Raw genomic sequence first — 23,747 nt, 5'->3', positions numbered from 1 at the left:
TTAACGATTATTTTATGTTATTTAAACGCTTATGTTTGCAAAAAAAGTATGTGGCCTACTAATTTTTATAAAATATTGTCATTCTGGTACTTAGAAAATAAAAGAGACTTACCGTGGCGAAATTCTCGGAACCCTTATTATATTTGGCTTAGCGAAATTATCCTCCAGCAAACTAGAGTGGCTCAGGGATTGCCATATTTTTTACGATTTTCTGAAACTTTTCCAACAATTTTCGATTTGGCTAAGGCTTCGGAGGAAGAAGTGCTTAAACTTTGGCAAGGTTTGGGCTACTATTCCAGGGCTAGAAATTTACATGCGGCGGCTAAAATGGTTGTAAATGATTGCAATGGAGTGTTTCCAAAAACCTATAAGGAATTAATTAAGTTAAAAGGGGTGGGGGTGTACACGGCTAGTGCTGTAGCGTCTTTTGCTTCAAATGAGCCTTTGGCTGTTGTGGATGGTAATGTTTATCGGGTATTGGCACGTATTTTTGGTGTATATACTCCTATTAATACTAGTCAAGGAGAAAAAGAATTTAAGCTATTGGCGGATTCTTTATTGAATACCCAAGATGCAGCGACCTACAATCAGGCTATTATGGAATTCGGAGCTTTACATTGTACACCAAAAAAACCAAAATGCGTCGATTGTCCTTTTCGGGAAAATTGTTATTCATACAAGGAGCATGTAGTTTCGGAATTGCCAGTGAAGTTGAAAAAAACAAAAATAAAAAAGAGGTACTTTACCTATTATATAATAAAGAATAAAAAAGAAGTGCTTTTTCGCAAGCGTGGAGCTAAAGACATTTGGCAAGGTTTGTATGAGTTTCCATTAATGGTTACGGATAGTTTGCTAACTTTTGAGGAGGCAAAAAATGGAATTGAGAATTTTGTTACAGTTGATATTGAAAAAATAGCGCTAATTCAACAGAATGAAAAAGCACACAAATTATCACATCAGCATTTATATGCATCTTTTTATGAAGTAGTGTTGGCTGATTTGCCTGCTGCGGATGGGTGTGAAAAAGTAATGTTTGAAAAAATAAATGATTATCCAATGTCGGTTTTGATTTCCAAATTTTTGGAAGGCTATATTTTTTAATGCGTCATTAGGGTTTAAGCAGGTATTGTTTTTGTAAATTTACTTGTTAAACATATTGAGGTGCGCTTTAGCTAATGGGGTAATTAAACTTAATTTGTTTGTAAATAATTTTATTATGGCTGGAACTTTAAATAAAGTAATGCTCATTGGGCATACGGGTGATGATGTTAAAATGATGTATTTTGAGGGTGGAGGGTCTATTGGACGTTTTCCTTTGGCTACGAATGAGGATTATGTAAATAAAAGCACAGGTGAAAGAGTGACTAGTACAGAGTGGCACAATATTGTGGTGCGAAATAAGGCTGCTGAAATTTGTGAAAAATATTTAAAAAAAGGAGATAAGGTATATATTGAAGGAAGGCTGAAAACTAGAAAATGGCAAGATACAGAAGGTAAAGATCGTTACAGTACCGAAGTTCAATGTATGGAATTTACTTTCTTGAGTCCTAAAGGAGAAAATCAAAATCTGTCAAGCGGAGGTAATGCTCAGCAGCCTGAGGGGCAGGTTAGTCAAAATGTACAATCTAATAATAATGCTATTTCTGCAGAAGCTGATAGTTCACCTGTGGTAAATCAAGTTGAAGAGGAGGATGATTTACCATTTTAAATAATTATGATTTTTTTATAAATAGCATAAAATAAAATCTAAATTTATAGAGTTCTTGTTAAAAAAAAACAACGTAATTGGATCCTGATCCCGAAAATTTTATAAACTCAATACTTTTTCAACAAATAGTTAGGATAGTGCTATTGGTAGTGCTGTTGCTGTTTTCTGCTTTAATTTCAGGGAGTGAGGTGGCTTTATTTTCATTGCAACCTTCGGATTTAGAAGTAAATGACGATTCTAAAAAACAAAGAGCAATTAATGTTATAAGGGAATTATTGAATAAGCCAAAAAAGTTATTGGCAACCATATTAGTAGCTAATAACTTCATTAACATAGCAATTGTATTGTTGTTTGATGCCTTGGGAGGGTATTTTTTACATGATATTGACAATGTTGTATGGGGATGGTTGTCTGTTCGTTTTTTTATCGAAGTTGTTTTAGTGACTTTTTTAATTTTATTATTTGGTGAAATACTTCCTAAAATATATGCTAGTAGGAATAATGTGGCTTTTGCAATTTATATGGCTTATCCGTTGCGTTTTTTAAATAAAGTTTTGTTTTTTATCAACTCGCCAATGCGTTATGTTACGCTAAAAATTCATAATCAATTTGGAAGTCAAAAAGCAGAAATAAATGTAAGTCATCTTTCGCAAGCATTAGAGGTTACTTCAGATACAGATACTTCATCTGATGAAAAGCGTATTTTGCAAGGTATTGTTAGTTTTGGTAATACGGATGTACGTCAAGTGATGTGTCCAAGGTTAACTATTTTTTCATTATCCAGTGAGGAAACATTTGTAAAAGCGATCAATAAAATTTCAGAACAGGGTTATTCAAGGGTGCCTATTTTTGAAGATACTCTTGATAATGTAATAGGAGTATTGTATGTTAAAGATTTGTTGCCTTATTTAGGTAGGAAAAAATTTGATTGGATGGAGTTGGTGCGTAAGCCTATGTTTGTTCCAGAGAATAAAAAGCTGGATGATATATTGACAGAATTTCAGGAAAAGAAAAATCATTTAGCAATAGTAGTTGACGAGTATGGGGGAACAAGTGGTTTGGTGACAATGGATGATATTATAAGTGAAATAGTTGGTGATATAAGTGATGAATATGATGATGATTTGGTTTATAATAAATTAAATGATGCTAATTATATTTTTGATGGGCGTACTCATTTAAAAGACTTTTATAAAGTAACCAAGCTAAAAAACAAGGAGGTTTTTGAGGAGTTTAAAGGAGAAGCGGAAACATTAGCGGGGTTTTTACTTGAAATTTCTAGTAATTTACCTAGAAAGGGGGAGCAGTTGTTTTTTAAAAACTATATTTTTAAAATAGAATCTGTAGATCGAAAACGAATTAAAGAAATTAAATTTACCATAAGGGATGCAAAATAAAAATAGGCAGAATGTTAATATGTTTGTAGAGTTGGTTAGGTTTAGGGCTATAGGAATGTTGTTGTTTTTGTTGTTTGGCTTATGGGGATGTAAGGATGAAGTGTTGCCCAAGCCTAAGGCGTTGTTAAGTTTGGAGTACAATGATCCATTGTATGAGAAAAGTGTGGCAGCTTGTGGTTTTAGTTTTCAAAAAAATAAATATGCACAATTAAAAAAAGTGTTAAAAAAGCATAAGTGTGGGTATATTATAAACTATCCAAAGTTGAACGCCTCAATGTACTTGACTTACAGGGAGGTTAATAATGATTTGAGGAAGTTGCTAACAGATGCCCAAAATTTAACACAAGAGCATGTGGTTAAGGCCGATGAAATAATTCCTAAAGAATATGTGAATAAGAAGTCTAGAGTGTATGGAATGTTTTACGATGTGCTAGGGAATGCGGCTTCGCAATCTCAGTTTTATGTCACAGATAGTGTACAACATTTTTTATTAGGTTCTATTTATTTTAATGTAAAACCTAATTACGATTCATTATATCCTGCGGCTAAATACCTGCAGCGTGATATGCGTTATTTAATGGAGACAATCCGTTGGGATAATGAATAAATGACTGTTTTGTAGAATTTTAACATTTATTATGCTACTCTATGCTATTCATTTTTGTAAATTTGAGTATAATATTCTAGTAATTTAGTTTTTTATATGCTAGAGGTAATACTTTTAAATTATGAATAAGTCCAAGATCCCCATGGTATTCGGAATTGGTATTGCAGTAGTGCTTATCTTAGTCTTTTTGATATTTGCATCATTTGGATTACATACTAACCCAATTTTTAGTTTGTTTAATGGCGTAATTATGGCTTATGGTATGTTTCTAGCTATAAAAATGTACAAAAAGGAAAAAGGAGATCTTTTTAAATACGAAAAAGGGTTTGTGGCTACTTTTTTAACAGGGCTGAATGCAACAATTATTTTTAGTGTCTTTTTTGCATTGTACGGGAGTTTGATTGAGCCGGACTATATTGCGACTATGCTAGGTAATTGGAGTACACATTACAATACTTCGGAGGGATTAGTGGTTTTTGTTGTTTTTGTAATGGGTATGACAACTACAATGGTGCTTACCTTGGCCTATATGCAATTATTTAAACCAAGTTGGAATACACACAGTCGAAAACCAAGTATGGGTTTAGGGAGTGTTTAGGATGAATAATATATAGATGTTGTTACTTGATGATTACAATAAGTTTAATATTAACTTTATAAAGTTATTTGATTTTAGAAGCTTATTTAGGTAAACAGAGTAACAACTGAACGGAAGCCTTGTTTTTGTTAAAATACAAGGCTTCTTTTTTTATGTATATCGTAATTTTTTTTAATAAGATGGGTTTATGTTATTTTTTACTAGAAGCTATTGTTAGTTAGTAGATTATTTGTACTTTTGCAGACCATTATTGGAAAAATAAATATATTAATACTTACGCTATGTACGCAATTGTAGAGATAGCAGGGCAGCAATTTAAGGTTGCAAAAGACCAAAAAGTATTTGTTCATCGTTTAGCAGGTAATGAAGGTGATACTATTACATTTGATAATGTATTACTTACTGCAGACGGAGATCAAATTACAGTTGGCGCCCCAGCTATAGAGGGAGCTCAAGTAGGAGCAAAAATCTCTAGACACCTTAAAGGTGACAAAGTAATCGTTTTTAAGAAAAAAAGACGTAAAGGTTACAGGAAAAAGAACGGACACAGACAATCACTTACAGAAATTGTAATTGAAAGTATTGTAGGAAGTGGAGCTAAGCCAGCTAAAAAAGAAGCGGCAAAACCAGTAGCTAAAAAAACTACAGCTAAAAAAGCAGCAAAGGGAGATGACCTTAAGAAAATTGAAGGAATTGGACCAAAAGCAGCTGAGGCTTTAACAAATGCAGGGATTGAAACTTTTGCAAAATTAGCAAAAGCAGAACCAGCTAACATTAAAGAAATTTTAGTTGCTGCAAGTTCTCGTTTAGCTCATTTAGAGCCAGGAACATGGCCACAGCAGGCACAATTAGCCGCTGATGGTAACTGGGATGAGTTAAAAGTATTACAAGATAAGTTAGACGGAGGGAAGTAATTCCACTCTAAAGTTTAATCCTTTTCGCGTTAGAGCGAAAAACAAATCGAAATAAGATGGCTCATAAAAAAGGGGTAGGTAGTTCGAAAAACGGTAGAGAATCAGAATCGAAAAGATTAGGTGTTAAGATCTTTGGAGGTCAAGCTGCAATTGCAGGTAACATCATCATTCGTCAAAGAGGAACTGCGCACAGACCAGGTGAAAATGTTTACGCTGGTAAAGACCATACATTACATGCAAAAGTTGATGGTCTTGTGAAGTTTACTAAAAAGAAAGACAACAAGTCTTACGTTTCAATAGTTCCTTTCGAGGCATAATTGAATCAGTTTTATTAAAAAATAGAGCTCACTGCATTTTTGCAGTGGGCTTTTTGTGTTTTTGTTCATTAAATTGATTTTAAATCAAATTAATTGTATAATATAACTTGGTTAGATATATTGAAATAATACGATTTGCTGATAATAATTTCGTATAAATATGCTGAATTATTTTTTGTTAGTCTAAGGCAAAAAAATCAAGCATAGCCTTAGTTACGATTGCTTTTTTTAACGCCAGAATAGTGAAAAAGAAACAGCATATATGCGAAATTTTTGTTGGTAAATCGTATAACTGATTTATGGATAGATTTTGGTAAGAAATAGATGTACCGTAGTGTAATTCGGGTCTAATATGATTAGTGGATGTTATAAGTCTTTTTTTTAACGCATAATCAAACTATATTTGCACTTAGATTAAATCTAGATAAACAACATGGGAGTGGTGCTAGATTTTAAAGAGATAATGGCAAAATGAAATTAAAAAAAGAAGATATACTTAAGGCCTTAGAAACGATTACTGTTGCTGGTGAAGGGAAAAATATGGTGGAGAGTGGTGCAGTAAAAAATGTAATCACTTTTGCCGATGAGGTGGTGGTTGATTTACAGTTGTCAAATCCAGCACTTCATATACGTAAAAGGGCTGAAGTTGATGTGCTAAAGGTGATTCATGAAAAAGTATATGCTAAGGCTAAAATAAAGGTGAATATAGCTGTTGCTCAACAACAGCAAAAACCAGATGCGCCAAAAACAAACGAGATTAAAGGAAAGCCAATTCCTGGTATTCAAAATATTGTAGCTGTGGCTTCTGGTAAAGGAGGTGTAGGTAAATCTACAGTGACAGCAAATTTAGCCGTAACCTTAAGTAAAATGGGTTTCAAGGTGGGTTTATTGGATGCGGATATTTATGGGCCTTCGGCTCCTATTATGTTTGATGTAGTTAATGAAAAACCACTTTCTGTAAAGGTAGATGGGCGATCAAAAATGAAGCCTATTGAAAGTTATGGGGTAAAAATATTATCTATTGGATTTTTTACATCACCTGATCAAGCGGTTGTTTGGAGAGGACCTATGGCTGCTAAAGCCTTAAATCAAATGATTTTTGATGCCGCATGGGGCGAATTAGATTTTTTATTATTGGATTTGCCACCGGGAACTGGTGATATTCATTTGTCTATTATGCAATCCTTGCCAATTACTGGAGCTGTTGTTGTTAGTACACCACAACATGTGGCTTTGGCCGATGCTAAAAAAGGAGTTGCAATGTTTCAGCAAGAAAGTATTAATGTCCCTGTTTTAGGTATAGTTGAAAATATGGCGTATTTTACTCCAGAAGAATTGCCCAATTATAAATATCATATTTTTGGGAAAGATGGCGCTAAAAATTTGTCAACAGATTTAAAGGTGCCTTTTTTAGGAGAGTTGCCTTTAGTGCAAAGTGTTAGGGAAGCGGGTGATGTTGGAAGACCTGCTGCATTACAGGAAAGTGGAGTTATAGCTACTTCATTTAATGAAATCACTAAAAATGTAGTGCAACAAGTAGTGGAAAGAAACAAAGATTTACCCCCTACCGAAGCAATTAAAATTACAACAATGGCAGGATGTGCTGCTGTGAAAAAATAAATTATGACAGCTACTGAGTTACAAGAAAATGTAGAAAAAGCACTTGAAGAAATTCGTCCTTTTTTAAAAAGTGATGGGGGTGATATCCGTTTGGTTGATATTGAAGAAGGTAAGCGTGTGCGTGTAGAATTACAAGGTGCATGCGTGGCTTGTAGTGTTAATCAAATGACATTACGATCAGGTGTTGAAATGACAATAAAAAAATATGCACCTCAAATTGAAGAGGTGATCGATATTTCTTAAACGTGTTTTTTGGAAACAAAAATGTATAATAAATACAATTATTATCGCAATACATATGCGGTTTATAAAGAGGTAAATCCAGCGGATTTACATTTTTCTGTTTGGCATTATGTGAGTAAGTCGGGCAGTTCTTATTTTTATACAAAAGAAGGAGTGTATCGGCTTTCGAACCACTGGGGTAGGGCAGCTAAATGTCGTTGGGTATTAAGTGCGGCCGATAATAAAATGTATGTGTCCAAAGGGCGCTCCAGAATAGGTTATGCAAAATGGGGTGATTTCTATGAGAATAGTGAATCTACAAAGGCATATTTTATAAAAGTAGATTATCAAAAAATGGAAGTGACCTATGATCACAAATCCAGAGATACTTCAGCGCAAGCAATATATAGAACAGCAAAAGAAACTCAGAAAATTATAATAAAGGTAAAAAGGCTATTGCTAACTAATGCCTGGTCTAAATATTATGAATACGATGATTTGGAAGTTTTAAGAAAAGAGCTTATTGATGAGTTAATTTTTTAATGTATAATCCGAGTGTAATCATGCATCCGTTAGTTTAAGCTTTGTGGCAACTTTATTGAATAATACATGGAATAGTAGTGCGATTAATGTACCAACGCTATATCCAGTTAGCAAGTCACCAGGGTAATGTACGCCAATGTAAACTCGGCTGTAGCCCATTCCAAATGCCCATATAATTAAAAATATAAAAAACTTAGGATATTTTGGTTTTAAAAAAAGCCCCATAAAAACAGCTAATGCCATACTGTTTGATGAATGCCCAGAAAAGTAACCAAAACGGCCACAATATTTGGCAATAGCGCGAATAGCGCCTTCAAGTTCAGGAACTCTACAAGGGCGTGGCCTTTGAAATGTATGTTTGGCTAAATTTGTGAATTGATCGGTCAATGTAACCATGACACCTATAAATAATAATGTTAAAAAAATTTTTTTTTTACCCAATGTTTTGAAAAGTAAAAAGCCAACTAAAAGCATTAAAGGGATATGTGTAGGCATTTCGGTGTAGGTGAGCCAAAAATGATCCCAAGTATCTGATCCTAAATTATTTAAATAAATAAGTAGTTGCGTGTCTAGTTCTGCAATTCGTTCTAACATGGTAGTATTGTTATAATGCAAATATCTGTTTTTTTATTTTTATTGACTAGGCTAATGAGGCTTATTGAAAGTTTGATTAGTTACATTAAAATTAAAAATACCTAAATTAGTGCAAAAATTGATATGAAAATTCTATTAACATTGTTCGTCTTAGTCGGTTTATTATCTTGTAACGATTCGGAAAATAATTCAAATACAATAGATTTTACGGTTCAAAATGACCAAGAAATTCAAGCTTATATTAAGACCAATAATTTAGATGCTGTAAAAACAGATACAGGTCTATATTATGTAATTAATGAACTAGGTGAAGGGAAACAACCAGCAAGTACATCAGATGTAAAGGTGGCATATAAAGGCTATTTTACTGATGCTAAGGTTTTTGATGAGAATAAAGAAGGGGTAAATTTTAATTTAAGTCAAGTTATTCCTGGTTGGACCGAAGGGATAACTTATTTTAAAGAAGGAGGAAGTGGCATCCTTTTAATACCTTCAAGTCTAGGTTATGGTAATAGTGGCAGGCCGGGTATTCCCGGAGGCGCGGTCCTTGTTTTTGATATTAACTTAATAAAAGTAAATCAATAATTTTTTTAGTAATGAGTAATAGATAACATCTATTCCCAAAATAGATGTTTTTTTAACTATAGTTACGAAAACGTTTTCTTTAAAATGTTTTTGTAACACCCAAATTTGTAACCTACGTTTCTGGAGCTTTTAATAATGTAATTGAAAGGCTTTAGGAGATTTTAATAATTATGTTATGTCAATTAGATTTTTTAAGGGTCTTTTGTGGATCACTTTGTGTTGTTTAACTTTTCAGGCAAATGCCCAGTCTCAAAAAGCTTATAGTTTTTTTGTGGGTACTTTTGAAGGAAAGGTTGGTAGTAAAGGAATTTACAAGTTTAAGTTAGATTCCAGAGGGCAGTTTACCTCTTTAGGGTTGGCTGGGCGAACCCAAAATCCATCGTATATTACTTTTAGTGATGATAGAAAGTTTTTGCTTTCGGTAAGTTTGTATCCAAGTTTTGGTCCAGGAATTGTAGAATCTTTTCTAAGAACAAAACGAGGCTTAAAGCCTGTAAGTAAAAGTCCAACAGATAAAGCTCCATGTTTTGTTGCTGTTAGGGATAATCATGTTTTGGTAGCTAATTATTCAGGAGGGAGTACCGAGTTGTTTAAGCTGGGGCCTAACGGAAAGTTGACACACTCTTTGTCAAAAGAACAACATGAGGGAAAAGGGGTGAATAATAGGCAAGAGGCACCACATTCTCATTCAGCATGGTTTTCTCCGGATTCTAATGTTATTATTTCTCCAGATTTAGGAACGAATCATTTATGGTTTTCAGAATTAAATACAGGGACTTCAACTTTAGATCCCAGAAAACAAGAGAAATTAAAAATGAAGGAAGGAGCAGGACCACGTCATTTGGCTTTTCATCCATTGCATTCAGATTGGATTTATGTGGTTAATGAGTTAGATAATACCATATCATTAGTAAAAATTAATGAAAAAGGGAAATATAAAGTCTTTTCGTCTATTAGTACATTGCCTAAAAATACATCAGGGAATAATGTAGCTGCAGATATTGGTATTTCTAGTGATGGTAAATTTTTATATGCTACAAATAGAGGAGTAAGTGATTCTATAGTCATTTACAAAATCAATGAGCATTCTGGAGAGTTAACATTAGTAGGTTTTGAAGATGTTAGAGGGGATTTTCCACGTCATTTTGCTTTTTCGCCAAATGAAGAATTTATAGTGGTAGCCAATCAAAATTCAAATACGTTAGAATCCTATAAAAGAAATAAGCTAACAGGTAAATTGACATTTACAGATAAAATTAAGACGCCTAACCCTACTTGTATTTTGTTTTAGAATTATTAGCTATATTAGCTCTTTAGGTACTTTAGTAAATAAATGATTTTATTTACAGTTAATGGTTATATGAATTGGGATATAATCAAAGTACATATTTTATAAATAGAATATTGCTAACAATTGTTTCGTTTGCAATTAAGTTTTTGAAACAATTATAATTACGTTTAAATGAATAAAATGTATCGTTGCTTTTTAGGGGCATTTTTAGCTTTAGGCTTGTTACAGGCCAATGCACAAAAAAAAGAATCACATGAATTTTATGTGGGAACATTAACTTTTGATGCCAATAGTAAAGGAATTTATAAATACACCTTGGATGACAATGGAAAATTTGAATCTTTAGGTATTGTTGCAGAAACGGATAGTCCATCTTATTTGGCTTTTAGTGATGATAAAAAGTTTTTAGTTTCGGCAAATATGGATAAAAACTGGGGGAATGGTAAAGTAGAATCATTTTCAATTACCGATAAAGGTTTAGTTTCGGTAAGTAAGAGCCAAACCGATAAAATACCTTGTCATGTCTCTATTAGGAATAATTATGTGTTGATTTCAAATTATAATGGAGGAAATACGGAGTTATTTAAATTAGACGCTTCTGGAAAATTATCGGATGTATTAGCAACAGAACAACATGAGGGAAAAGGAGTGACAGATCGTCAAGAAGCCCCACATGCACATTCGGCTTGGTTTAAGCCTAATTCAGATACAGTAATATCAGTTGATTTAGGAACCAATCATTTATGGTTTTCTAAATTAGATGAAGCAGGAAATAGTTTAAAGCCATTAAAATGTAAAAATTTAGAAATGGCTGAAGGAGCAGGGCCACGTCATTTAGCGTTTCATCCTTTAAAATCAGATGTACTATATGTATTGAATGAATTGGATAACACAGTGTCCTTGGTTAAAAATGTTAAAAAAGGGAAATACAAAGTAGTATCATCAATTTCAACATTGCCAAAAGATTTTGCAGGGAAAAATACAGCTGCAGATATCCATATATCTAAGGATGCAAAGTTTTTGTATACTTCGAATAGAGGAGATAATAATTCGTTAGCAATTTTTAAAATAGACGAAACTACGGGAGCATTAACTTTAGTTGGAATAGAGCCGACTAAAGGGCAAGTGCCACGTAATTTTTCTATTTCGCCTACGGGGGATTATATAATTGTGGCTAATAAAAAAACAAACAATTTGGTGTCATTTAAAAGGGATAAGGCTACCGGTAAGTTGTCCTTTGTTGATGAAATTGAGGCGCCTACGCCAACTTGTGTTTTATTTTATAATTAAAGAGTAACAGGTACTTACTTTAATTTATAGAAATTATATGTACAGTGTAATTTTTTACACAAACCGCTGTATTTCTATTCAATAAGCCCAAACAATGGGTATATAGATAAATATGATTTGTGTTTTGTAAGTATTGGAACAATAATTGACTAAGTTTGTGTAATAAAACATAAAATAACCATTAATAATTGATATATGGCTTTAGAAATCACAGATGCTACTTTTGATGAAGTAGTTTTAAAAAGCGACAAACCAGTTTTAGTAGACTTTTGGGCAGCATGGTGTGGTCCTTGTAGAATGGTTGGTCCAATCATTGAAGAGATAAGCAGCGAGTATGAAGGTAAAGCTGTAGTTGGTAAGGTAGATGTTGATGCAAATCAGGAATTTGCTGCTAAATATGGTGTTCGAAATATTCCTACAGTATTGGTTTTCCAAAATGGAGAAGTTGTTGGACGTCAAGTAGGAGTTTCTCCTAAGAATGTATATGCAGATGCTATTGATTCTTTATTGTAATCAGTAACTTTTTAAGGTATAAAATCCACTTTTTGGATTTTAAAAAAGACTCAGTATTTTATATGCTGAGTCTTTTTTTGGTTGAATAAGTTAATAATCTTGATATATTTATACCATTTGCCATTAAAAATAAAGATGTTATGAAGACCCGATGTCAATGGGCCTGTAAAACGGCACATGAAGAACACTATCATGATACCGAATGGGGAGTGCCCTTACATGATGATCAATTACTTTTTGAATTTTTAATTTTAGAAGGAGTTCAGGCAGGTCTAAGTTGGTCTACTGTATTGGCTAAACGTGATAATTATAGAGTGGCATTCAATAATTTTGATCCTAGAATTGTAGCGAATTATAATGAGGAAAAAATTGAAGCGCTACTTCAAAATCCTGGGATTATCCGAAATAAATTAAAAGTGAGAGCTGCAGTAACTAATGCCAAAGCTTTTTTGAAAGTAGTGGATGAGTTTGGATCGTTTGATAATTATATATGGGCATTTGTGGATTACAAGCCAATAGTAAATACATGGCAAACTTGGGAAGAAATACCAGCAACTACACCTATATCCGAGGCTATGAGTAAGGATTTAAAAAAACGTGGTTTTAAATTTGTAGGACCAACTATTTGTTATGCACACATGCAAGCAACAGGTATGGTGAATGATCATACCATTGATTGTTTTAGGTATAATGAGGTGTAATGCTGGAGGATAATTTCTTAAAATCAATAAAAAAATACGCTAAAAGTATAATTCATAATGCATAATTTATAATTTAGAAGAATGAATATAAAAGATGCAGTACAGCAAAGTGTTGGTTTTGGGAATCTAGATTTTTTAGCCAAGCAAGTGGTGGAGGGCTTTATTTCGGGAATGCACAAAAGTCCTTTTCATGGCTTTTCAGCCGAGTTTGCCGAACATAAAGTGTATAATCAAGGAGAAAGTACACGGCATATTGATTGGAAGTTGTATGCAAAAACAGATAAATTATTTACTAAACGTTATGATGATGAAACTAATTTACGTTGTCATTTTGTTTTGGATAATTCTTCGTCAATGCATTATCCGTTGTTAAAAAAGCAAAGTTTAGAGCTGTATAATAAAATTGGTTTTTCGGCATTGTCTATAGCAAGTTTAATGAATTTGTTAAAAAAACAACGTGATGCCGTTGGTTTAAGTGTGTACAATAATCATTATGATTATTATGCGCCGGAAAAAGGAAGTGAGCGTCACCATGCCATGCTTTTAAATCAACTGGATTTGGCTATTCATAAACCCAATGAAACTAAAGGAACAGATACCTATACTATTTTACATCAAATTGCAGAAAAACTGCATAAACGATCCATGGTAGTGCTCTTTTCTGATATGTTTGAGACAAGCTCGGAATCAGATAAATTATTTGAAGCCCTACAGCATTTAAAGCATAACAAGCATGAGGTTATTTTGTTTCATACACTAGATTACAAAACAGAGGTTGATTTTAGTTTTGAAGCCAAGCCACAACGATTTATAGATGTTGAAACGGGAAAGCATTTGGATTTGTATGCCGAAAATGCAAAAGAGGCTTATAAAGAAGCTATGGAGGCCTTTGCGGATCAATTAAAAACTCAATGTGCTCAATATCGTATCCATTATGTGCCCGTAGATATTCAGGAAAAATTTCATCCAATACTTACCCGCTTTTTAGTACAGCGCCAAAAGTTTATTTAAAGTCTTTTATGTTGAAATAAATTTAATTTTTTTTAAAGAAATTAAGTGTTGATTTATAGTTGATTATGTTCTTTTTTAAGCCGCTTGGTAAAATTAATTTTATTTTTTTTCAAAAAAAGCTTGGTAAAGTAAAAAAAGGACGTATCTTTGCACACGCAATAACGCACTGGTCTGGTAGTTCAGTTGGTTAGAATACCTGCCTGTCACGCAGGGGGTCGCGGGTTCGAGTCCCGTCCAGACCGCAAGTATTGTAAAAAGCTTCAAAGAAATTTGAAGCTTTTTTTGTAAAATGTTGTGTTGTGCTATATTATGGTGATATAGCCAGGTGAAACCTTTAAGGTTTTTCAACGAGAAGCTTTTCCTGATATGGAGAGGCTTTTTTTGTGCTAAAAAAGAATTTTCGTACAATAATAATCGGGCTTTGTGTATATCAGAATAAATACGATTATTATCTGTTTTTTTAATTTTTTCAACTGTTTTTTAAGAGTGTATTGTAAGTAAATATTGGGGGTATAACAGGTGTTAATCCCTTTGGTATACTTAGTAAATACAATAAGGCTAGATGATGTTAAGTTAACATGGTAAACTAAACCTATTATAACTTTTTACGATGCACAAAATTACATTAACAGCGATTGGAATACTCTGTAGTTTACAAAGCTTACTTGCTACGGATATTTATGTTTCAAAATCAGGTAACGATAGTAATCCAGGAACCGAATCACAGCCTTATAAAACGATAACAAAAGCAGCTAATGAAGCAGTTGCAGGGGATGTTGTTATTATAGCAGGAGGGACTTATGAGGAATTACTTAGTCCTGCAAGATCGGGAACTGCCGGAAATCCGATTGTTTTTAGAGGAAAAGCGGGAGAAAAAGTGATTATAACTGCCATGCAGGCTATTAATAACTGGTCACTTGACAGTGGGAATATCTATAAGTCTTCTGTAAATTGGGACTTAGAACAAGATAATATGGTGTTGCACAATGACAAGTTAATGGATTTAGCAAGGTGGCCTAATAATGTTCCTCAAAATGTGTTCGAAAGAGATTATTTACCTGGATGTGATAAAGGAAAAGACGGAGGAGGAAATACTTGGATGAATTATAATGGAGGAGAGGCTAATGGTCATGCTACTTCAATTCCACATGCAGGGAAATGGGAAAATGGAGGTTCATTACATTTTTATGGAGGAGCAGGCTTTTTAGCTTGGACAGATTTTGTTACTAAATCAACAGCAAATAGAATAGATTTTAAATTAGAGCGAGCTCAAGGTTGGATTAGGTCAAGGCATAATCCGGGTTACACTGGTCATGGAGTTAGAAAAGGAGAGTTTTTTCTTCAAGGTATAAAAGAGGCACTTGATTATAAAAATGAATGGTATTATGATAAAAATAATAAAACCTTGTTTGTGCAAATCGAAGGAGGTGGAGCGCCTAAACAAAATACAGTACGTTTTAGAAGAAGAACACAAACCATTAAACTAAATAAAAATTATATACATGTAGAGAATCTAGCTGTATTTGGAGGGTCTATTGATATTAGTGGAAATAATAATAGGTTGTATAAAGTGTCAAGTTTTTATGGGAATCACACTTTAGGGGTTATACGAGGTTTTGATTCGGGTAGACAAAGTGTTTTAATGACCGGTAAGCGCAATAAAATTGAACAGTGCGAAATTGCCTGGGGAGGTGGAAATGGTGTGTATGATAAAGGAGAGAATAATGAGTTACTGAATTCATATGTACACGATTTTAATTACTTAGGAAACTATGATTGTGTATTAAATACACGTGGAGCCAAAAGCGGGAAGTATAGGAATAATACATTAACTAGAGCTGGGAAAGATATTATTCAGGCTTATGTTGATGGAGGTGAGTTTGCTTATAATGATATTAGTTTAAATAATTTTGTGGCAGATGATGGAGGGCTTTTGTATACGACTAATGTCAGAAAACAAAAATCGTCTATTCATCACAATACGTTTCATGATTCGCAAGCGCGAAATGGAAGGTTTAAAGGAGCAGGCATTTATTTAGATAATGATTCGCAAAACTGGGATGTACATCACAATGTAGTTTGGAATATAAAATGGACAAATATTCAAATCAATTGGAATGGAATTAATTTGAATATTTTTAATAACACCTTTGCCAAAGGTTCTGCTACTATGGGGGCATGGCATAAAGCGGGTACCATGTTTAGTAATGTTAAAGTTTGGAATAACATTACGGATAAGTTTTCTAGTGATCAAGGAGGAAATCAAGAAAGTGAAGGGACATGGGAACCACAATCGGATAAGCAAAATAATTTGGTCGATAGGGCTTCTTTTGTAGACTGGGAGAATAATAATTATCAACTAAAAACAGGAGCAAAAGCCATTAATTTCGGAAGGCTAATTGACGGTTTTACAGATGGCTTTGTTGGAAATAAGCCAGACGCTGGTGCTTATGAGTTTGGAGCTACTCCTTTTAAAACAGGAATAGATTGGGATGTAACTTTAGGAGCTTCGGGTAATGGATGCTATAATTTGCCAGGTGAACAATGTGATGGTGCTACCGTGCCTCCTCCTACTGAACCAACCGTAAAAGAAACTGTTTTATTTGTAACACCTTCAGATCAAATAGTACAAAAGTTAGTATATGATTTTACGTTTGAATATACCGCAAATGAGGATAGAGATGTAAATTTAATTTTAAAAGATCCAGCGGATAAAGAAATAACTTCGGTAACTAAAACGGTTAGTGCGGCAACTAAAGGGACAGTTGATTTAACATTGAATTTGGCTAGTTTACCTCAAGAGGCTAAAAATTATAAATTAGTACTTAGTATTCGTCCAGTCGGGGCTAGTTTTTCTGAAAATATAGAAAAGAAACTTCACTTTTTTGAGATTATTGAAAACACACTATCCCTAGTTGATTTTGATAGTTTTAATCAAAACGAACAAATACGTGTTTATCCTAATCCTGCTAGTGATTATTTGTATGTGAATTCTAAGGGTTATGGTGCTGTAAATGAGCTAGCTATCTATGACTTAAATGGCAGACTTGTACTCAGTAAAAAAGAATCAAAATTAACTAATATTGATGTAAGCTTTTTGGAACAAGGTGCTTATTTTGTAAAAATAACCATAGGGAATAAATCGGTGTTTAAGAATATTATTGTGGAATAATCTTTTTTTTAACAAAAATGCATAAGTGTGAGGCGATATTTAATCATTTTTAAATATCGCCTTTTTGATTTAGTGAAGTTAATAAATTGCTGTTTTTTAGATTCTTAAAAGGATTTTTATGTTTGATTAAAAATAGAATTTAATTTTTTTAGACCAATCAAATAACAAATTTTGAGAATTGTTATAAATAGCTAATGGTATAATAATGTTAAAATTATATTATATTAGAAGATAAATTTTTCTAAATGTTTAAATCCCTCTTTAAGTTAATTGCTTTTCTTGTTTTGTTGAGTTCTTGCTCAACAAAACCGATACTTAATAAACAAGAGGTGAATTGGCTTAAAGAGCATCCAAATTTAAGTGTTTCCGTTTTTGGTTATTATCCACCTTATCAATTTGCAAATGATTTTGGAGATGTTGAAGGTTTGTTTATTGATTATTTAGAGCTACTCGAAAGAAAAATAAACTATAAATTTAAAAAACAAAAATATACCTATTGGCATAATGTTATTGAAGATGCTCAGGTAGGTAGAGTAGATATTATTCTTGAAATTCAAGAAACTAAAAAAAGGAAATCCTATCTTAATTTTTATTCTCAGTTATTTGAGTCACAACATGTTATTGTAGCCAAAAAAGGTACCGACATTTACAGTTTGTCTGATTTAGAGAATAAAAAAATAGTAATTCCGAAAGGCTATGCCATTTGGGAATTATTAAATGAACAGTACCCCAATTTAACAATTGAAATGGAGGAAAATGAAGTGGAATGTTTGCGGGCATTAAGTGCCGGAAAATATGATGCTTACATTGGCGCCAAAGCGGTTGTAAATTACTTTATCCAAGCTAAAAATTTTGAAGATTTAACAATTAGTGCCGAAATACCCTATAGTTATTCGCCTGGAATAGCTGTTCTTAAGGATGATGTTATTTTAAACGATATCATTAAAAAAGCAACAGAAAGTGTGAGTATAAATGAAAAAAATGCACTTTTTGATCGTTGGTTGCTAAAAAAAGTGAAGCCTTTTTATTTAGAATTTAGCTTCTGGCTTACAGTTTTATTGTTTTTGTTTACGCTATTACTTGCTAATGTGCTTTTTAATAGGTATTTAAAATATAAAATAAAAGAGCGAACCTATGCGTTATTGTTGGCTAAAGAAGAAGCGGAACAAAGTAGTTTATTAAAAACGAGTTTTATTCACAATATTTCACATGAAATCAGGACCCCTTTAAATAGTATTTTGGGTTTTTCTGAATTAATTAAAAAAGAAGGTGATATATCTGCGGATCAGCAAAACCATATTGAAAAGGTAATCCATAGTGGGAAGCAGTTAATTTATATTGTTGATGATATTTTAGAAATCTCGAATTTGCAAACAAAAGAGGTTACTGTACACTATGACGAAGTTGATTTAATTGATGTTTTTACTAATATAATTGATTATTTTAAACCAAAAGCTGAAGAAAAGAAAATAGCGTTAAGTGTGGATTCTTCTTCCTTAATTGAAGGAGATGTAGTGAAAATTGACAAGCAACGTTTGATTACGATACTTAATAAACTTATAGATAATGCTATAAAATTTACATCAGAAGGTTCGGTTTCATTGTCTTATTCCAAGAAAGAAGATGTGCTAGACATTAAAATTGTAGACACAGGTATAGGAATAAAAGATGATGAAAAAGAAATAATATTTGATAGCTTTTTACAATTAGAAAATAAGATTTCAAGAAAATTTAGCGGTTTAGGATTAGGGCTTTCTATCGCAAAGGAAAACACCTTAGCTTTGGGTGGGTCGATTTCTTTTGAGTCTAAAGAGAATAAAGGTTCAACTTTTACTATAAAATTACCATATAAATCTGTAGCAGAAATAAATAAAAACTTTGATGCGGTTAAGTATGAAGATGATAATCTTAATTATACTGTTTTAGTTGCCGAGGATGTAAAAATTAATTTTTTATTAGTGAATTCAATATTAAAGAAATTTTCTCCTTTTAATTTTAGCGTTTTGCATGCCGAAAATGGTAAAGAAGCGGTGGATTATGTCAAAGAGCACCAAGAAATCGATTTGGTTATTATGGATATCCGTATGCCTGTAATGGATGGTTATGAAGCTACTAAAATCATAAAAAAATTAAGGCCAGAACTTATCGTGTTAGCGCATACAGCTTATTCTTCAGACAAAGATATCGAAGCGGCACTAAATGCAGGTTGTGAGGAGGTAATTTCAAAGCCTATCGAGGTTGATTTTTTTAAGAATACGGTTAAAAGATTTTTACTTTCAAGCCAGATTATGCAATAGAACTTTGTTAGGAGTATTGAACGCTTCATAAAATCAAGTGCTTTCTTAATTTTTAGTATAGCACTGCTATTGCTAGTTAAAAGTACAGTGAAACATTTGGTTTTACTGAAATTTTGATACGGAATAGATTTTCTAATACATATTGCTGGTTCAAGCAGTGTGATAGTTTTTAAATGATGTACATCCTTTGCAATAAAAAAGAGGCCATAATAAAATGACCTCTTTTACTAATAATTAGTTGTTAAAAAATTAGATTAGTTGTTGTTGTGATTATTTTTTTAGGAACTTAGTTACGTTACTAGTTCTTCCGTTAGCGCTAAATTGAATAAAATACATTCCAGAAGCGATACCAGATACATTTATGTTTTCTCCATTGGTAATCGTTCCTTCAAGAACAACAGCACCTATAAAGTCATAAACTACATAGTTTGCAGCTTGGTTTAAGCCATTAATAGTAATAAATTGATCAGCAGGATTTGGAGTTATTACAACTGTAGCAGCAAAAGAATTTTCAAGTGATTTAGCACCCGTAGTATTGCCAGTTTTCAATGTGATTTTATCTAAATTCCATTGCCAAATATTACTACCCGAAGCATTTACTCTAATGGTATGACTTCCAGCTGTAAGAGTTACACTATTTGCAGCATTAAGTACTTCGTAGCTATCCCATTGTCCGTTATTAGGAACATTATCAGTAGCAACTAAAGTACCATCAACCATTAGTTGGATTTGAGCATTATCCGATGGGGTTGATATTAAATATTCAATAGCATAATCTCCAGCAACAGGTATATTAATTTCATAGGCTGCCCAGTCACCAGAATTTACATAATTGATGTTTGAACCCGATGCAGTAACACCTAGACCAGATCCTCCAAAAGCAGCGTCATCAATAGTACCTCCAGTGGAATTAAATAATTCTGCTTCAATGACAAGCTCTTGTGGAGTAGTTTCCTCAATAGTATCATCTTCGTCTTCTTGCTCTTCTTCAACTTTCGAAAGTTGGAAGTAGTTCAGATTCCATTCCCATCCATTGGTTCCGGCTCCAAGTAAACGTATGGTATGTGCCCCGCTTGTAAGAGCAACATTTTGACTTCCTTTTAATGAGGTAAAACTATCCCAGTCTCCATTATTAGGGACATTATCCGTCATTATTGAATTTCCATCTAAAATGAATTCAATAGCTGTATTGTCTAATGGAGTAGCAATTAAATAGTCAACTTGATAAGTTCCTCCATCGGCAATAGTTACCGTATACTCTGCCCAATCACCAGTTTGGTTAAAATTGGTAGCAGTAATGTTTCCGATAGTATATGTTTCAAATCCTCCAAAGGTCCCCCCAGTTGCAGAAAAATCTTCGGCTTGAATAAGAAGTGAGTCACCAATAATAACTACGGGCTTATTAACGCTAATAGTTGTAGTATCAGAGAATCCTCCATCATCGGTAGTTGCAGTAATTATAGCACTTCCTTCAGCAACAGCTAAAACTAAACCATTAGTATCTACTGTAGCTACAGATGTGTTATTTGAAGACCAGTTAATTGCTTTATTAGTTGCATTTGCAGGAACTACATTTGCGGTTACTTGAGTTGTTTGACCAACAGTTATTGAATTAGATGTTGTTGTAACATTTACAGCAGTAACATCCACTATAGTTACTACTGCTGGGTTTACAGTAATTTCAATCGTATCTGTAAAGTTTCCATCGGCTGTTGTTGCAGTAATGCTTGTTTTTCCGGCTGCAATACCACTAACTACTCCATTTCCGTTTACTGTAGCTATACTTGGTTCACTAGATGACCATGTGATTAATTGGTTAGTAGCATCTGTAGGTGCAATTGTTGCATTTAGAGCAACAGTTTGTCCCATGTCAACAGCTGTGTTTTGAGCTGTAAGGCTAATACCTGTAACGTCAATTGTATCTTTTACGTCACCTCCATCGGTTCTCCCGGGATTTTTACTCATGTCCCAAACTTGAATACTTACGTTAGTATAAGTGTTCGAGTTTTGAAGTGTACTTTTAATTACATTATTTGTTTTTAAGTACTCAAGCGGAATAGGAATTTCTAATACACCAAAGAATACGTTTTTTTGCGGATCTTCCCCTCTCCAGTCAGAGTTGAATTCTAATGGGAATCCATTTACACTAATAACATTTCTGTCATCTTGTCTGGTAACATGCTCCCAAAAATAAGCACCACAAAGTCTTAACATCGCTTCTCCTTTTGAGGGTACTGCTACACCATTGACTTGAGCAGTCATCGTTCCATTTTCAACTTTAACTCTATGAGGAGTAGCTCCATTTGATCCACTCAAGCTTTCGCCATAATACTTTTTCTCTTTTGAAGTGTGATTAATAGCGATGTCACTAGAAAAGTTGTAAGCTAATATCATTGTAGCTTCGGCGCCTAATGTTACCGATTTTGGAGCACTATTTACAGTGTTATCTGTAAGTGTAGGTTGGTTGCCATTTAGGTATAAATGTTTGATAGTTACATTATCAATAGTATTTCCATTTTCGCCAAAAAAGTTTAGATCAAGTGTTTTGTCTGTTCTTTCAAGGTTGTTAAGTATAAGGTAAGCAGTATTACCATCAACATAAGCATCTACTTGAATATCTAAGTCGCCAGCTTTAGTATCTATACGCGTACCTTTCACATCTGACCATAATTCATACCATTTAATAAATTCACTCCATTGCCAGTCACCATTCGCATCTTGATCCATCATGGTATATGGGTATCTACTAGTTACTTCTCCGTTGGCATTTCGGTAGTCACCCCATTCAGCTTTTAAAGGAGTAAAAGGCATTGTTTTTATGATATAGTCTGGTCTTTCTAAAAACTGCATCATCATTTGAGAGAAAGGTTTTAAGTTTTCCCAGTCTCTACGGGCGGGGTCTAAGCCAGGTTGGTCTATGTAATTAGTTACGGCACCATATTCGGAAATAACAACGTCCTTACGTTTTCCAAATTTATGCACATCATACCATTCCATCATATCCAGCATAGCTTCGGTATGACCACCAGATCTAATGTTAGGAGCGTTTCCATTCCAAATAGGCCAATCGTAAACGTGAACGGAATAAAAGTCCATATTTTCACCAGCAGTATCCATAAAGCCTTTCCACATTACATCCCACTGGTACCATTCATTATTTCGGGTTGCAGTTAAATCGGTTTTGCTCATTTCAAAAAATACGGGTATTTGTTCGGGAGTTAAGTATTTGTCATAATGCCCTACATCAAAGCGCCCTAAACCATCGGGTAAATGAAAATCATGTTGCCCCCAAGTCATACCTCCAATTAAAGGAGCTTGGCTTCCAAGTCGTTCTTTAACTCCTTTAGCTACTAAATTGTGATATTCCCATAGTTTTTCTTGTGAAGTTACCATGAATTGTCCAGTCATCATTAGCATATCTGGTTCATTAATTACTTCCCAATATTTTGGTAATTGAGGCCCATCTTCGGTGTCATTTTTAGCAAAATATTTGTCTAAATATTCAACTACCCAATCAGCAGTAGTAGTAACGTCCTTAGGTTGCCATGCGGGATCTGTTTTTGTTAATCCATTATCAAACCAGCTTAAGGTAGGATATGTCGGATGTGGATTGGTACCCATGATCATTTCCGAGGAACGTGCCTCGTATTGTAATCGGAAAGGTTCAAGCTTTTCATATTCTCCGTTCCAAAAGGCAGCTTTAATTGCCATGGAGTCTATATGAGGGTAATTGGCTATTCTTGGATCAACGGGAGTGTCCTCAAATAAGAATGTAGCTCTTCCGTTGTCTCTACCTAGATAGGCATCAAGTTTATTGAAAAGGTAGTCAACCTTTTCTTCTTCTCCCACCCAGTCTGGCTCACTTAAATTAGCATGTACAGTGATGTGTCTTTCGCGACCAAAGTCCGAAACTCCACCCACAGAGTGTTTAATGTCCAGATTGATGTCCACAGGGACACTTTGCGCAGAAACAGTATTGATTCCTCCCAATAAACTGGCTAAGGATAATACTAATGTTAATTTGGTTTTCATGAATTAGTTTAGTTTTTAATGGTTATTGTTTGTTATTATAATAATTAGTCTTGATTAGAATTATATAAATATCACCGCCATTTTAAGATGAATTTTTAATTTTTACAATCATTTTAAAAGAAAACGTTGTAATGCATTCAACTTATAATTACATAAGCTTAGTTGCATATTTTATGCAAAAAAATAAGCATACGTTATGACTAGTGAACTGATTGTAAAATCACTTAAAATTGATGATGGGGGATTTAAAAATAATTGCTTTGTTAGTTGATAGTTGTTGTAATAGTTCGATTACTATTTTAATAATGACAAAACAATTGTGTGAGCATAAATGT

20 protein-coding genes and 1 tRNA gene are annotated in these 23,747 nt (G+C 33.5%); 19 read left to right on the top strand and 2 right to left on the bottom strand.

What is annotated here, in order from left to right; genetic code table 11:
• Positions 1-48 precede the first annotated feature (48 nt).
• From mutY to KQA_RS18360, 10 genes are all read left to right on the top strand, one after another.
• Positions 49-1,101 carry an A/G-specific adenine glycosylase gene (mutY, locus tag KQA_RS0202275; protein WP_010177656.1) on the top strand — a complete coding sequence of 351 codons (1,053 nt, stop codon included), beginning with the start codon at positions 49-51 and terminating at the stop codon, positions 1,099-1,101.
• A 115-nt stretch (positions 1,102-1,216) separates the two neighbouring features.
• The gene (locus KQA_RS0202270) at positions 1,217-1,708 is read left to right on the top strand and encodes a single-stranded DNA-binding protein (RefSeq protein WP_010177654.1); all 492 of its coding nucleotides are present in this window, start codon (positions 1,217-1,219) and stop codon (positions 1,706-1,708) included.
• Between the two features lie 77 nt (positions 1,709-1,785).
• On the top strand, positions 1,786-3,105 hold the full coding sequence (gldE, locus tag KQA_RS0202265) for a gliding motility-associated protein GldE (protein WP_010177652.1): 1,320 nt from the start codon (positions 1,786-1,788) through the stop codon (positions 3,103-3,105).
• Positions 3,095-3,712, top strand: coding sequence for a gliding motility lipoprotein GldD (gldD, locus tag KQA_RS0202260; RefSeq protein ID WP_010177649.1), 618 nt, complete (start codon positions 3,095-3,097; stop codon positions 3,710-3,712). The genes gldE and gldD overlap by 11 nt, the downstream gene beginning before the upstream one ends.
• 121 nt (positions 3,713-3,833) lie before the next feature.
• Positions 3,834-4,310 (top strand): DUF4199 domain-containing protein, encoded by a 477-nt coding sequence (locus KQA_RS0202255; protein WP_010177647.1) that lies wholly within the window; start codon positions 3,834-3,836, stop codon positions 4,308-4,310.
• Between the two features lie 281 nt (positions 4,311-4,591).
• Entirely contained in the window at positions 4,592-5,224 is a 633-nt protein-coding gene (gene rplU, locus KQA_RS0202250) for a 50S ribosomal protein L21 (RefSeq protein ID WP_010177645.1), read from the top strand.
• Positions 5,225-5,280: 56 nt separating this feature from the next.
• Positions 5,281-5,541: a 50S ribosomal protein L27 gene (rpmA, locus tag KQA_RS0202245; protein WP_010177643.1), complete on the top strand. Its 261-nt coding sequence runs from the start codon at positions 5,281-5,283 to the stop codon at positions 5,539-5,541.
• A 471-nt stretch (positions 5,542-6,012) separates the two neighbouring features.
• Positions 6,013-7,161: an Mrp/NBP35 family ATP-binding protein gene (locus tag KQA_RS0202240; protein WP_010177641.1), complete on the top strand. Its 1,149-nt coding sequence runs from the start codon at positions 6,013-6,015 to the stop codon at positions 7,159-7,161.
• Between the two features lie 3 nt (positions 7,162-7,164).
• Positions 7,165-7,404: a NifU family protein gene (locus KQA_RS0202235; protein WP_010177639.1), complete on the top strand. Its 240-nt coding sequence runs from the start codon at positions 7,165-7,167 to the stop codon at positions 7,402-7,404.
• 9 nt (positions 7,405-7,413) lie between these two features.
• Positions 7,414-7,926 carry a hypothetical protein gene (locus KQA_RS18360; RefSeq protein ID WP_157366564.1) on the top strand — a complete coding sequence of 171 codons (513 nt, stop codon included), beginning with the start codon at positions 7,414-7,416 and terminating at the stop codon, positions 7,924-7,926.
• An 18-nt stretch (positions 7,927-7,944) separates the two neighbouring features.
• Here KQA_RS18360 and KQA_RS0202225 read toward each other — a convergent pair whose 3' ends face one another.
• Positions 7,945-8,520 (bottom strand): phosphatase PAP2 family protein, encoded by a 576-nt coding sequence (locus KQA_RS0202225; RefSeq protein WP_010177635.1) that lies wholly within the window; start codon positions 8,518-8,520, stop codon positions 7,945-7,947.
• Positions 8,521-8,643: 123 nt separating this feature from the next.
• Here KQA_RS0202225 and KQA_RS0202220 point away from each other — a divergent pair, with 123 nt between their 5' ends.
• The 9 genes from KQA_RS0202220 (at position 8,644) to KQA_RS0202175 (ending at position 19,380) form a co-directional block, all read left to right on the top strand.
• Positions 8,644-9,105 (top strand): FKBP-type peptidyl-prolyl cis-trans isomerase, encoded by a 462-nt coding sequence (locus KQA_RS0202220; protein ID WP_010177633.1) that lies wholly within the window; start codon positions 8,644-8,646, stop codon positions 9,103-9,105.
• Between the two features lie 175 nt (positions 9,106-9,280).
• Entirely contained in the window at positions 9,281-10,396 is a 1,116-nt protein-coding gene (locus KQA_RS0202215) for a lactonase family protein (RefSeq protein ID WP_010177631.1), read from the top strand.
• Positions 10,397-10,567: 171 nt separating this feature from the next.
• Positions 10,568-11,686: a lactonase family protein gene (locus KQA_RS0202210; protein ID WP_010177629.1), complete on the top strand. Its 1,119-nt coding sequence runs from the start codon at positions 10,568-10,570 to the stop codon at positions 11,684-11,686.
• A gap of 195 nt (positions 11,687-11,881) precedes the next feature.
• Positions 11,882-12,199 (top strand): thioredoxin, encoded by a 318-nt coding sequence (trxA, locus tag KQA_RS0202205; RefSeq protein WP_010177627.1) that lies wholly within the window; start codon positions 11,882-11,884, stop codon positions 12,197-12,199.
• Between the two features lie 140 nt (positions 12,200-12,339).
• The gene (locus tag KQA_RS0202200) at positions 12,340-12,900 is read left to right on the top strand and encodes a DNA-3-methyladenine glycosylase I (RefSeq protein WP_010177625.1); all 561 of its coding nucleotides are present in this window, start codon (positions 12,340-12,342) and stop codon (positions 12,898-12,900) included.
• A gap of 81 nt (positions 12,901-12,981) precedes the next feature.
• Positions 12,982-13,911, top strand: a complete 930-nt coding sequence (locus KQA_RS0202195; protein WP_010177623.1) for a DUF58 domain-containing protein — start codon at positions 12,982-12,984, stop codon at positions 13,909-13,911.
• Between the two features lie 168 nt (positions 13,912-14,079).
• A tRNA-Asp gene (locus KQA_RS0202185) sits at positions 14,080-14,153 on the top strand.
• 368 nt (positions 14,154-14,521) lie between these two features.
• Positions 14,522-17,083 (top strand): T9SS type A sorting domain-containing protein, encoded by a 2,562-nt coding sequence (locus KQA_RS0202180; RefSeq protein ID WP_010177621.1) that lies wholly within the window; start codon positions 14,522-14,524, stop codon positions 17,081-17,083.
• A 245-nt stretch (positions 17,084-17,328) separates the two neighbouring features.
• On the top strand, positions 17,329-19,380 hold the full coding sequence (locus KQA_RS0202175; protein ID WP_157366563.1) for an ATP-binding protein: 2,052 nt from the start codon (positions 17,329-17,331) through the stop codon (positions 19,378-19,380).
• A gap of 270 nt (positions 19,381-19,650) precedes the next feature.
• Here the strand turns inward: KQA_RS0202175 and KQA_RS18355 are convergent, their stop codons facing one another.
• The gene (locus KQA_RS18355) at positions 19,651-23,412 is read right to left on the bottom strand and encodes an Ig-like domain-containing protein (RefSeq protein WP_010177618.1); all 3,762 of its coding nucleotides are present in this window, start codon (positions 23,410-23,412) and stop codon (positions 19,651-19,653) included.
• Positions 23,413-23,747: the final 335 nt, after the last annotated feature.

The organism is Aquimarina agarilytica ZC1, from assembly GCF_000255455.1.
In the GTDB taxonomy this organism is placed as follows: domain Bacteria; phylum Bacteroidota; class Bacteroidia; order Flavobacteriales; family Flavobacteriaceae; genus Aquimarina; species Aquimarina agarilytica.
Note: the sequence above shows the minus strand (reverse complement) of the source record. Positions and strands in the feature narration are given on the sequence as shown.